This is a genomic window from Parabacteroides sp. AM17-47, assembly GCF_003434625.1.
GTDB lineage: Bacteria > Bacteroidota > Bacteroidia > Bacteroidales > Tannerellaceae > Parabacteroides > Parabacteroides distasonis.
In genome coordinates, this window is record NZ_QTLI01000023.1 from 1 (window position 1) to 13,420 (window position 13,420).

Here is a 13,420-nt window from a genome sequence, read left to right on the forward strand (position 1 = left end):
CGTGTGTACTCGATCCAGAACTTACGGGAGAAAGCCTTCATCACCCGGGAAGGAGTCTCCATGCTGGGTATCAGCGAGGCGGCGGAAGCGATCGGGTTCCGAACACAGGGCGTGCGGATCACGGTGGAGGAATTGGAAAAGGAATGTCCCCTACCCTGCATACTGCACTGGAACCAATGGCATTTCGTGGTTTGCTACAAGATAAAGAAAGGGAAGTTCTACATAGCGGACCCGGCGGCGGGACTTATCACCTATACGAGGGAGGAGTTCAAGCGGTGCTGGGTCAGCACCAAGGTGGACGGACAGGATACCGGGACGGCGCTCTTGCTGGAACCGGGGCCGGAGTTCTACGGGATGGAGGACGAGGGGAGAGACAGGAAACGTAACCTCGGATTCTTTTTCCGATATATATCGCCCTACAGGCGGGAGATGGCACAGCTCGTGCTGGGCATGGTGACAGCCAGCGTACTGCAACTCATCCTGCCTTTCCTCACGCAGAGCTTGGTAGATACCGGTATACGGGACAACAACCTAGGTTTCATAACCTTGATCCTTATATCGCAATTGGTGATCTTTATCGCCAAGCTATCCGTGGACTTCATACGGAGCTGGATATTGCTGCACGTAAACACGAGGATCAATATCGCCTTGATCTCCGATTTCCTCGCCAAGCTGATGCGCCTGCCCCTGCATTTCTTCGATACCAAGATGGTGGGCGATATCATGCAGCGCATCGGAGACCATGACCGCATCGAGGCTTTCATGACGGGGACATCCATCAATACGCTCTTCTCTTTCGTCAACTTCATCGTGTTCGGGTTCGTACTGGCCTACTATGACTGGACCATACTGGGATTGTTCCTACTAGGAAACGGGTTGTACGTGGCGTGGGTGCTGGGCTTCATGAGATGGAGGAGGGAGCTGGACGTAAAGCGTTTCTCGCAGGCGGCCGGGGAGCAGAGCAACCTATTCCAGCTCATCACCGGAATGCAGGAGATCAAGCTCAATAATTGCGAGACCAAGATGCGATGGAAATGGGAACGGATACAGGTAAAACTTTTCAAGATAGGGATCAAGGGGTTGGCGTTACAACAATATCAGCAACTCGGGGCGGTCTTTTTCAACCAGACCACGAACATACTCATCTCCTTCATCGCGGCACGGGCCGTCGTGCAAGGGGATATGACACTGGGTATGATGATGTCGGTGACCTACATCGTGGGGCAGCTCTCCTCACCTATCGAGCAATTGATCGATTTCTCACGGTCCTTACAGGACGCGAAGATCAGTTTGGAGCGGCTCGGCGAGATACACGGGAAGGAGGACGAGGAACAGGTAGGCGGGATAAGACTGAATGTTCTCCCCGATGACAGGACGCTACGGCTGGAAAATCTCAGCTTCAGCTATGACGGGGCGGACAGGGATTACGTGCTGGAGGATATCAACCTGACGATACCCCATAACAGGGTGACCGCCATCGTAGGGGCCAGCGGGAGCGGGAAGACGACGATCGTGAAACTCCTGCTCGGTTTTTACAACCCCAACAAGGGGGACGTGAGGATCGGCGATACCTCCCTCAGGAACTTGAATCCCCACGTATGGCGCAGCAAGACCGGTTCGGTCATGCAGGATGGTTTTATCTTCTCGGATACGATCGCCAACAACATCGCCCCCGGCGAAGAGGTGGTGGACAAGGAACGCCTGCTGCATGCCGTGACGGTAGCGAATATCCGGGATTTCATCGATTCGCTCCCGCCGGGCTATAATACGAAGATCGGCATGGAGGGCAATGGAGTAAGCCAAGGGCAGAGGCAACGGATCCTGATCGCCCGGGCGGTGTACAAGAATCCCGACTTCATCTTCCTGGACGAGGCCACGAACGCTTTGGACGCAAACAACGAGCGGGAGATCATGGAGCAGTTGCACGCCTTCTATAAAGGACGGACGGTGGTGGTCGTGGCGCATCGGCTAAGCACGGTACGTGACGCGGACAAGATCGTGGTGCTGGACAAGGGACGCATCGTGGAGGAAGGGACGCATCAGGAACTCACGGCCTTGCGGGGGACTTATTATAAGTTGGTGAAGAACCAGTTGGAGCTTGGGAATTGAGAATTGAAAGTTGAAAATTGGTTGGAGAAGAGAAATAAGGACATAGAACTGAGGAGCGAGGAGGTACAGGAGGTGATGGGGCAAGTGCCGGCCTGGATCGTACGGTGGGGGATAAGGCTGTTATTCCTCGTGGTCGTGACGTTGCTGGTGGGGAGCTGTTTCTTCAAATATCCTGACGTGATCACGGCAGACATGACATTGACGGGGCAACATCCCGCGACGGCGGTAGTGACACGGGCAGCGGGGAAGATACAGGAGCTGCTCGTCAGGGATAATCGTCCGGTAAGGGAGGGGGATTGGCTGGCGGTCATAGAGAATCACGCCGACACGGACGACGCCATCTATCTGGATAAGGCGTTGGAACGATCCGGAAGCGACGTGGATAGCCTGGACAAGGCGTTATCAAGGTACAAGGAGCTATCGCTGGGTGATATGCAAGCGGCTTACTCGGGACTACTCTCGGCGCTCCATGCCTGCATCAATTACAGGGAGATCGATTATTATCCGCAAAAAATGACCTCCATCCGCAAACAGATAGCGTTGTATAAGGCTTACTATAACGAGACCGAACGGCAGCGGAAGACCCTCTCGGAGCAATTCGCCTTGACAAGGCGGCAATACGCCCGGGATTCATTATTGTATAGCCGGTCCGTGATTTCCTCCTACGAGCATGAGACCGCACGGGCTTCCCTGCTGCAAAGCCGTTATTCGCTGGAAGGGGCGGCAGCCTCGGCCGAGAATCTCCGGATACAGATCGGGGAGCAAGAGCAATCCTTGCTGGATCTGACGCTGGAGCGGAGCGAGAAAGAATTTACGCTACGGCAGGAATTACAGACCGCCCGGGAACAATTGCTGAATAGCATGAACGAGTGGAGGTTGCGTTATTGCCTCATCGCCCCGGTAGGGGGTGTCGTGACTTTCACCAAGTACTGGAACGAGAACCAGTATATCCCATCCGGAGAGGTGGCTTTCACCGTCGTGCCGCAAGGCGAGAGCCGGCTGGTGGGGAAGGTGCGCATACCGATAGCACGCTCGGGAAAAGTCCGGAGAGGCCAGCGGGCGATCGTCCGTTTCTCCAATTTCCCGGATCAGGAGTTTGGCGTGGTAAACGGCGTGGTATCGAATATCTCATTGGTCCCCACCGACGAGTACTATACGGCGGATATCGATTTTCCAGAGGGTCTGAGAACCAATTACGGTATCGACCTGCCCGTCTCGCCCGAGACGCAAGCCTCCGCGGAGATCGTAACGGAAGAATTACGCCTGATCGAACGATTCTTCCTCCCGATCAAACGGATCGTGAAAGAAGGATTTTAGTGTAATATTATCCTTTCTTTCCTATGCGTTTATCACAGATGTCACGAGTGACAGAGTTCGCCGCAGACTATGTCATTCAACTTCTATTACAAATTCTTACAATTAAGATAGCTCCTTATGAAAAAATTTTATTTTATTACGCTTAGTTTTTGAAAAAACTTATTGTACCTTTGCCCTAATCACTCAATAAAGGTATAACCATGACAACTAAGTTCTTGCTCTCGTCCGATGACAATACTCGCAGTGGCCTTCTGAAAAAGAAGATCATACATTATTATATGGCCAATGGAGACGCTACTATAGCGGAGGTATGTAAAGAAATGAATCTCAGTATCCCCACCGTCACTAAGCTAATTAGCGAATTACAAGAGGACGGTTATATACTCGACTTTGGAAAACAAGAGACTAGCGGAGGGCGTAAACCTAGTATTTACGGGCTCAATCCCGTATCCGGCTATTTTGTGGGCGTAGATATACTGAAAGATCAACTGAATCTAGCCATATTAGATTTTAAAGGAGATAAGATCCGCATTGAGCAGAATATCCCTTATACACTCGAAAACACACCAGCCGCTTTAGACCATCTTTGCGAATGTATCAATGAATTTATAAACTCGTTGCCGATCCCAAGGGAAAAGATATTAAGCATTGGCATTAATATATCCGGACGGGTAAATCCTTTCGCCGGATATAGCTATAGCATTTTTTACTTTGAGGAGAAGCCCTTGTCTCAAATCCTTGAGGAAAAACTACATATAAAGATCTATATAGAGAATGACACCCGTTCCATGGCTTACGGCGAATATCTTCAAGGAGTCGTAAAAGGAGAAAAAAATATCCTATTCATCAATATATCTTGGGGATTAGGTATCGGTATCATCATAGACGGCAAGGTTTATTTCGGGAAATCAGGCTTCTCCGGAGAATTTGGGCACTTCAGCTTCTTCGAGAATGAGATTCTTTGCCATTGCGGTAAAAAAGGATGCCTCGAGACTGGAGCTTCCGGTTCTGCCCTATACCGTACCCTCCTTGAGCGGTATAAAGAGGGTAGCAACACCATATTGGCCAGTAAAATCGATGCCGGGGAATACATCGGGCTCTCTGACTTGATCGACGCTATTCAGAAAGAGGATATGCTATCTATTGAGATACTGGAGGAGATCGGTTTTAATCTAGGTAAAGGAATAGCCGGATTGATGAACATTTTCAATCCGGAACTGGTCGTACTGGGCGGCCCCTTGTCGCAGACGGGAGAATATTTAAGCCTACCTATTAAAAGTGCCGTCAGGAAGTACTCTTTGAACTTGGTAACCCGTGATACTCAGATCAAAGTATCCAAATTAGGTGAAAGAGCGGGTATATTAGGAGCCTGCCTGCTATCTCGATCTAAAATTCTAGGTATGATTTAATATGTATTTCAAAGGAATTAAATAAAAAATAAATAATTATTTCATTTTCTCGATAAAACACTACTATATTATTAAATTATTTTATTTATATTTGCATCATAATTAAAATTAGAGGTTAAAACTCATAAAAATAACGCAGGTATGGATAAAATTAAAGGACTGATCGATGCTCCCTTCACTCCGTTCCATGAGAACGGGGAAGTTAATTACGAGCCAATTGAAGCTTATGCGAAACTTCTTGTGAAAAACGGACTGAAAGGCGTGTTCATCAATGGTTCTTCCGGAGAAGGTTATATGCTGACAGAGGAAGAACGCATGAAATTGGCCGAGAAATGGATGGAAGCAGCTCCGGAAGGCTTTAAGGTAATTGTGCACGTAGGTAGCACATGCGTTAAGTCTAGTCGTAATTTGGCGGAACATGCTCAAAAGATCGGCGCTTGGGGTATTGGCGCTATGGCTACTCCTTTCCCTCGTATCGGTCGAATTGAGGAATTGGTAAAGTACTGCGAGGAGATCGCTTGCGGCGCTCCTGCCTTACCGTTTTACTACTATCATATCCCTGCGTTTAACAACGCTTTCCTCCCTATGCTGGATTTCTTAAAAGCAGTAGACGGGCATATCCCTAATTTCGCCGGTATCAAATATACATACGAGAGCTTATACGAATACAATCAATGTCGTTTATACAAGGATGGTAAATTCGACATGTTGCACGGACAGGATGAAACGATTCTTCCTTGCCTTGCGATGGGTGGAGCGCAAGGAGGTATCGGTGGTACCACAAACTATAACGGAAAAGAATTAACCGGTATCCTAGAGGCTTGGGCAGCCGGTGACTTAGAGACAGCTCGCGAGAGACAAAACTTCTCTCAGGAGGTTATTAACGTTATCTGCAATTACCGTGGTAATATCGTCGGAGGAAAACGCATCATGAAATTGATCGGATTAGATCTCGGCAAGAACCGTACCCCGTTCCGGAATATGACGGACGAAGAAGAGGCCGCGATGAAAGCGGAATTAGAGGCTATCAATTTCTTTGAAAGATGTAATAAATTCTAAGGTATGGCAGCGTTTGACAATTTATCTAATCCATCGGAATATCTAGCTTATTGGGGCAAGACCTATCGGAATGAGCTTCTTTCCAATATTCTTCCTTTTTGGATGAAATACGGACTGGACAAAGAGAACGGCGGTTACTTTACTTGCGTAGACCGGGATGGTACTCTGATGGACTCCACTAAATCCGTTTGGTTCCAAGGACGATTCGCCTTTATCTTGGCATATGCCTATAATCACATTGAGAAGAACGAAGAATGGCTGAGAGCCTGTAAAAACGGTATCGATTTCATCGAGAAACATTGTTTTGATACGGACGGACGTATGTTCTTCGAGGTGACAGCGACAGGCATCCCTGTACGTAAACGCCGTTACGTATTCTCCGAGACTTTCGCGGCGATCGCTATGGCCCACTATGCATTGGCATCAGGTGACAAAGGCTATGCCGAGAAGGCCGTGAACTTATTCAAGCAAGTATTGCACTATAAGAATACCCCGGGATTATTGGAGCCTAAATTTCGTGAAGGTCTCGTGGCGAAAGGCCATTCTTTCTGCATGATACTGATCGATACGGCGGCACGCATCCGTGAGGCCATAAACGATCCCATACTTACACAACAAATCGATGATTCCATAGCCGAGTTACGCCGTGATTTCATGCATCCCGAATTCAAGGCTATCTTGGAGACAGTAGGACCCAACGGTGAGTTTATCGACTCTATCGCCGGGCGTACCATCAATCCCGGCCACTCCATCGAGACCGCATGGTTTATCTTGGAAGAGGCCAAATACCGAGGATGGGACCCCCAACTGAAAGAGATGGGTTTACAAATCCTCAACTGGTCTTGGGACTGGGGCTGGGATAAGACGTACGGCGGAATCAACTATTTCAAGGATTGCAAAAACTTCCCTCCCCAAGAGTATTGGCACGACATGAAGTTTTGGTGGCCACAATGCGAGGCGGTTATCGCTACGCTTTACGCCTACCAAGCGACTGGCGACGCCAAATATCTCGAAATGCACAAACTAATAAACGATTACACATTTAATCATCTCCCCGACAAAGAATATGGGGAATGGTATGGCTACCTACACTTCGATGGTAGTGTCTCTCAATCTGCCAAAGGCAATCTATTCAAAGGTCCGTTCCACATTCCTAGAATGCTTCTCAAATGTAGTTTACTCTGCGACGAAATTCTTTCTAAATAACTTTATCTAAAATACTGAAAATTGGTCAATTGACATCAGGGGTCACAACCGTGGCTCCTGATGTTTCTAAGGCTTTGTTTTCCTTTTTATTTTCCTCAATCAAATGAAAAATAAGAAATTATATCCTTGGATCGTAGTCGGTTTACTATGGGTTGTCGCCTTACTGAACTATATGGATCGCCAGATGCTATCAACCATGAAATCAGCTATGATGGTGGATATCGTGGAACTAGAGTCTGCGGCGAACTTCGGACGTTTGATGGCGGTCTTCCTCTGGATCTACGGATTCATGAGCCCTGTAGCCGGTATGGTGGCAGACAGGGTAAACAGGAAGTGGCTAATCGTGGGTAGCTTATTTGTCTGGTCCTTCGTGACTTTGATGATGGGGTATTGCACGGATTTCAATCAGATCTATTACCTACGTGCCTTGATGGGGGTTAGTGAGGCCCTGTATATTCCTGCCGGATTATCGCTTATCACAGATTATCACCAAGAGAAAACACGGTCATTAGCCGTAGGTATCCATATGACAGGTCTATACGTAGGCCAAGCCTTGGGAGGATTCGGAGCTACGGTGGCCAGCGCTTATACGTGGGAAACGACTTTCCATTGGTTTGGTATCATCGGCATCGCTTATAGCGTGGTCTTGATCATCTTCTTACACGATAAGAAAGATCATGTGGAACAAGCCGTAAAACTGGAAAATTATCCGAAAGAGAATCCGATTTCCGGTGCGTTTAAAGGATTAGGGATGTTATTCACGAACATCGCTTTTTGGATCATTCTTCTTTATTTCGCCACGCCGAGCTTACCGGGTTGGGCGACAAAGAACTGGCTCCCTACCCTATTCGCTGAAAATCTCTCGTTGGATATGTCCGAGGCCGGTCCGTTATCTACATTCACGATCGCTATCTCTTCCTTTATAGGGGTAATCGCCGGAGGTATTTTATCCGATAAATGGATCCAGCGGAATGTCCGGGGACGTGTATACACAGGCGCCATTGGTTTGGCATTAACGATACCCTCTCTCCTATTACTAGGATTTGGGCACAACTTCCCGATGATTATCGGCGGTGGTCTTTGCTTCGGTATCGGTTATGGTATATTCGACGCCAATAATATGCCTATCCTTTGCCAATTCATCTCCCCCCGTTATCGGGCTACAGCCTATGGAATTATGAATATGACCGGTGTATTCGCCGGAGCCGCCATCACGGATATACTAGGAAAATCTACCGATGCTGGTAACCTTGGCCATGACTTCGCCATGCTAGCCGGATTGGTACTCATCGCACTTTTAATCCAAGTGATCTTCTTACGTCCGAAAGTCGCTAATATGACCGACGAATGCTAATTAATCTCATCCAATAAACTAAATAAACAACAAAAAAGTAATTCATTATGAAGAAGAATCTACTGCTCTTAATGCTTGCGCTCCTACTTCCGGCATTTATGTACGGACAAGAGCAGACAGTCTCCGGAACAGTGCTGGATACCTATAAAATGGGTGTCCCCGGTGCGTCTATCGTTGAAAAAGGCACGACAAATGGAACGATTACCGATTTCGACGGTAATTACACTCTCACCGTATCCAACAAAAACGCCACATTAGTATTTTCTTTCATTGGGTACAAGACACAAGAAATTCCAGTAGCCGGGAAAGCCAAAGTAGACGTGATCCTACAAGAAAACGCCGAACAGCTAGACGAAGTAGTGGTAACCGGTTACGGTGGCTCACAAAAGAGAGCGACCTTGACAACCTCTATCTCTAAATTGGATAACGCCGTACTGGAAAATGCAGCTATGGCCAATGCCGGACAATCTTTACAAGGTACGGTTTCCGGTTTACGCGTAGTAAACATAAGTGGCCAGCCGGGTAAAGACCCCAATATCGTACTTCGTGGTGGAGCTACCATGACCGGAAAAGACAATGGAGCTTTGGTAGTGGTAGACGGTATCGTTCGTAACTCTTTGGCAGATATCAACCCTTCAGATATCGAGTCCATCCAAGTATTAAAAGATGCTGCCTCAACGGCCATTTATGGAGCACGTGCGAATGGCGGTGTAATCCTTGTCACGACCAAACGGGGAAAAGAAGGCGTAGCTTCCGTTTCCTATAAATTTAAAGGAGGAGCAAACTTCGCCCGTACAGGATATGATTACTTGAACGCAGAGGACTATATCTATTATAATCGCTTAGGATACAAGCGAACCGGACGTTCGGGTATCGATAACCAAATGGGCTATGGAGTTGGTAACGATTTATTCGACATTCGCTATCTAGATGACACGACGAAAGGTCTGTTAAACGAAGGTTGGCAACAAATGACAGATCCCAATGATCCTACAAAGCAACTTTTATTTAAGGATTATTCAGGCCAATTGAAAGATGCAGCTTTCAAAGACCCCTCATTCACGCAAGATCATTATTTGAACATTACAGGCGGTAACGATAAGGGTACTTTCGCTGCTAGTTTAGGTTATTACAAAGAAGATGGTTTGATCAAAGGTACTAGTTACGAACGCTTCTCCGGAACGTTAAACGGTTCCTATAAAATATTCCCGATCTTAACTGTAAACGGCGGGGCGACTTACACTTGGTCTCGTACGCCGGGATTATGGATCGGTCAATACGAGTTCTTCTATCGTACGATGAGCCAACGCCCAACTTGGAACCCCTATATGGAAGATGGATCTCCCGCTTCCGGTTTCGGTACCGGTGATGGTAATCCTCTTTACTACAAGGACAAGCTAACGAATACAAATGGAATCCGTCGTTCAACATACAACATAGGTTTCGATTTGCAAATCATTCCCGAGAAATTAGTATTAAAGGCTAATAGCGCTTTGTATCACGTAGATAATCAAACGGATAAATTTGATAAAGCCTATCAACAACAGAACTCTAGCACACCGAACCTAACGCGCCAGGCTGAAGCGAAATATGTAAAGGAAAATCAACAGCAACATAGTGTGACCTTGACATATTCTGATAGTTTCAAGGACAAGCACAATTTGGAAGCCATGGTCGGCGGTGAGTATTTCAATTGGCATCAATATACGTTAAACGCCAAGACTCAAAATTCACCTTCGGATGATATCCCAACCTTGAACGCAGGAAGTAACCGTACGTATTCATACAGTTACAAACAAGGCTATCGTATCCTTTCCGGCTTCGCTCGTGTAAACTATAACTACAACCTCAAATATCTGTTGTCTGTTGTAGCTCGTTATGATGGTATCTCCAAACTGAGCGACCACCGTTGGGGTTTCTTCCCGGGTGTCTCCGCAGGTTGGAACATCATGGAGGAAGATTTCTTCAAGGACTCCAAATTAGCGGATATTATCTCGAACCTGAAACCACGTGTCAGCTATGGTGTAAACGGTAATGTAAACGGATTAGGCTATTATGACGTATACGGTAGTTACGGACAGAAGGACAAAGACGGAAACATCATAACAAACTACAACAATTCCGTTGGTTTTTACAATGACCAATTGGTTAATAGCGGTTTACGTTGGGAGCAAAGTAAGTCTTTCGAAGTAGGTCTGGATATAGGTTTCTTCAATAACCGCTTAAGCTTTATCTTAGACTATTATAACCGTACGACTTCCGATTTGTTGACTGATCTGGATTTGCCTAATTACACGGGATTCAAAAGTATCAAAACCAACTTAGGAACACTGCGTAACCAAGGTTTTGAGATGGAGGTAAAAGCTAACATCTTAAATAATGTAGGAGGTTTCAGTTGGGACGTAACAGCTAACTTATCTACGGTAGCCAACAAGATCATCAAGCTTCCGGCAAACGGAAACGAGAACAACCGCCAAGGTGGATACCAAGTATGGGATCCGAAAAAAGGCGAAGTCGTTTGGGTTGGCGGAAAACAAGAAGGAGGAAAGCTGGGTGACTTGTTCGCATTCAAGCAAGATCACATTTTCAAAGATTGGGATGACGTAAAAGCAAACGCAAATAATCGTTATGACGCCATTGGTGAATTATATGGTCCAGCGGCATGGGAAGCCCTGAAAGACAAAACCGGAAAACAACAAATCGAGCCGGGTGACGTATGTTGGGCCGATTTGAATGGTGACGGTGTCATCAACAATCTAGACCGTGTGAAGGTAGGCAATATCTTCCCGAACGTAACAGGAGGTTTCTCTACCACCGTTTCTTACAAGGATTTCTCTTTATACGCCCGTTTCGACTACGCATTAGGCCATACATTGTATAACGACTTGGCCGCACGCTCTATCGGACAATACCAAGGTTCATTTAACATCATCGACATGGTTAAACAAAGCTGGTCTGAAGAGAACACGAATACGGATATCCCGAAATTCTACTATGCGGATCAATTGAGCAAAAAGAATATCACCCGCTCCAACAACGGACTTACGGCTGTAGATAACAACAGCTCACGATTCTATGAAAAGGGTGATTACTTGGCACTTCGCGAGATCACATTGACATGGAACTTACCGAAAAGATGGATCAATAAAGCGTTTATGTCAAACGCCTCTGTTTATGTCACCGGACAAAATCTGTGCTACTTTACCGGTTATTCCGGAGTATCACCAGAACCAGCCGTAGATACCTATTATGGTCAAGGCATCGACAATGGTAGATATCCGACTCCTAAGACTGTCCTTATGGGTGTATCTGTAACTTTCTAATTAACGCATAAAAATTAAACATCATATGAAAAAGATATTTATAACCTTTATGGTGGCTGTGTCCTTGTTGACATTCAATCGATGCACCTCGTTGGACATGGAGCCAGTCAGCAGTATTTCCGATGCTAACTATTGGAAATCATCGGACCAATTCAAGGCATTCAATACAGGTCTGCATTCCTTGCTTCGCTTACGTAGCTATAATATATTCGTACTGGGTGAACCACGTGCCGATATTTATGGCGACCAGCCTTTCGGAGGTGAAGCCACTCAAGGCGTAGAACGATATCCGTATAATACGATCAACGCTGAATTTACGGGCATCAGCAATTTTGGAGATTTCTATGAGACAATCAACCAATTAAACCTCATGATCCGTAAGACCAACGAGACTACCTTATTAGATGAAAATGAGAAGAACTACTTCTTAGGTGAAGCATATGGTATGCGTGCGTATATTTATTTCCATCTATTACGTTCATGGGGAGATGTAATTTTGGTAACCGAACCTACTCTAGGTAACGAACTGGATATCTCTCATTTGGAAAAAGCGGCGTCTCCAGCAAGTGAGGTCATGGACCAGATCAAGAAAGACATTGACGCTTCCGTCAATGCTTTCGGTAGTGATTATTCTTACAAATATGGAAAAGGCTACTGGTCTAAATCAGCCACATTGATACTAAAAGGTGAAGTTTATTTATGGAGTGGTCGCCAAATGGGTGGAGGTACAGGAGATTATTCTACCGCCAAGGCTGCTTTGCAAGATCTTCAACAAAACGGCAACCTAAAGCTACAGGATAAGTTTACTGATGTATTCGCCTATGGGAATAAGGAGAATAGCGAGATCATCTTCGCTTTCAAGAGTATCAAAGATGAATTCACCATGTGGAAAGATTATAATTGGCGAAACAACATGGTTCCGCAACGTGAATACATGGCAAACTATTGCGATGAATCAGGAACCCCATTCATGGAAATTCCGGGTTATAATTTCCACGGTTTAATGCGTTACCAAGTTAAGAAAGATCATTACTGGAAAACTTTCCGCGAAAATGATTCCCGTCTGACAGGAACCTTGAAAGCTGTTTATCAAAAACAGGAAGACGGAAGCATAAAGTACATCGCTCCATTCGCATACAAATTCCAAGGAACAACATTGGAGGGTAGCAACGAACGTAACTGGCTGGATGATTATCCTATTTACCGTTATGCCGATGCCCTGTTACTACTAGCCGAGGCTAAAGCTCTCTTAGGAGAAGATCCTTCCACGGAGATCAATGCCGTACGCGAGCGTGCTTACGGTTCTGAATATTTCAACGCACATAAAAACGAGGTCGCTTATCCGAATGACAAGGGAAGTTTCTATAACGATAACCCATTTGAGGGGGGCGATGAGAACGTGATGGAAGCTATATTGAAAGAACGGCTGCGCGAGTTCTTCTTCGAGGGCAAGCGTTGGTATGACTTGAGACGTTTCGGTAATCAATATGTCTTGAAATACACGACCGCACAAGAGTCTCGTCTTTTGTGGCCGATCAACGAGGATGCATTGACAAACAATCCCGCATTGAAACAGACTCCCGGATACTAATCGTACATAGGTTTAAGGCGATTGGATATAACTAGGTTTTTGGCACGAATTC

Annotated in this window: 8 protein-coding genes; all 8 read left to right on the forward strand. The window is 46.2% G+C overall.

The genetic code is table 11. From position 1 onward, the window contains the following. A partial coding sequence (locus DW205_RS17465; protein WP_147326766.1) for a peptidase domain-containing ABC transporter occupies positions 1-2,109 on the forward strand: 2,109 nt, incomplete at its 5' end. A 21-nt stretch (positions 2,110-2,130) separates the two neighbouring features. Then, a complete protein-coding gene (locus DW205_RS17470) occupies positions 2,131-3,426 on the forward strand; it encodes an HlyD family secretion protein (RefSeq protein WP_121963134.1) in 1,296 nt (431 codons plus the stop codon). Positions 3,427-3,626: 200 nt separating this feature from the next. Beyond that, entirely contained in the window at positions 3,627-4,835 is a 1,209-nt protein-coding gene (locus DW205_RS17475) for an ROK family transcriptional regulator (RefSeq protein ID WP_005863842.1), read from the forward strand. Between the two features lie 141 nt (positions 4,836-4,976). Then, entirely contained in the window at positions 4,977-5,894 is a 918-nt protein-coding gene (locus tag DW205_RS17480; RefSeq protein ID WP_005863840.1) for a dihydrodipicolinate synthase family protein, read from the forward strand. A 3-nt stretch (positions 5,895-5,897) separates the two neighbouring features. Continuing rightward, on the forward strand, positions 5,898-7,100 hold the full coding sequence (locus DW205_RS17485; RefSeq protein ID WP_005863839.1) for an AGE family epimerase/isomerase: 1,203 nt from the start codon (positions 5,898-5,900) through the stop codon (positions 7,098-7,100). A 103-nt stretch (positions 7,101-7,203) separates the two neighbouring features. Next, complete coding sequence (locus DW205_RS17490) at positions 7,204-8,454, forward strand: MFS transporter (RefSeq protein ID WP_005860494.1); 1,251 nt, start codon at positions 7,204-7,206, stop codon at positions 8,452-8,454. A 47-nt stretch (positions 8,455-8,501) separates the two neighbouring features. Then, positions 8,502-11,777 (forward strand): TonB-dependent receptor, encoded by a 3,276-nt coding sequence (locus tag DW205_RS17495; protein ID WP_005863838.1) that lies wholly within the window; start codon positions 8,502-8,504, stop codon positions 11,775-11,777. Positions 11,778-11,802: 25 nt separating this feature from the next. Continuing rightward, a complete protein-coding gene (nanU, locus tag DW205_RS17500) occupies positions 11,803-13,368 on the forward strand; it encodes a SusD family outer membrane lipoprotein NanU (RefSeq protein WP_005863837.1) in 1,566 nt (521 codons plus the stop codon). Positions 13,369-13,420: the final 52 nt, after the last annotated feature.

Bases quoted from the DNA above. Each gene is read 5' to 3' on its own strand.
- DW205_RS17475 (WP_005863842.1), top strand. From the start codon at position 3,627: ATGACAACTAAGTTCTTGCTCTCGTCCGATGACAATACTCGCAGTGGC.
- DW205_RS17480 (WP_005863840.1), top strand. From the start codon at position 4,977: ATGGATAAAATTAAAGGACTGATCGATGCTCCCTTCACTCCGTTCCAT.
- DW205_RS17485 (WP_005863839.1), top strand. From the start codon at position 5,898: ATGGCAGCGTTTGACAATTTATCTAATCCATCGGAATATCTAGCTTAT.
- DW205_RS17490 (WP_005860494.1), top strand. From the start codon at position 7,204: ATGAAAAATAAGAAATTATATCCTTGGATCGTAGTCGGTTTACTATGG.
- DW205_RS17495 (WP_005863838.1), top strand. From the start codon at position 8,502: ATGAAGAAGAATCTACTGCTCTTAATGCTTGCGCTCCTACTTCCGGCA.
- nanU (WP_005863837.1), top strand. From the start codon at position 11,803: ATGAAAAAGATATTTATAACCTTTATGGTGGCTGTGTCCTTGTTGACA.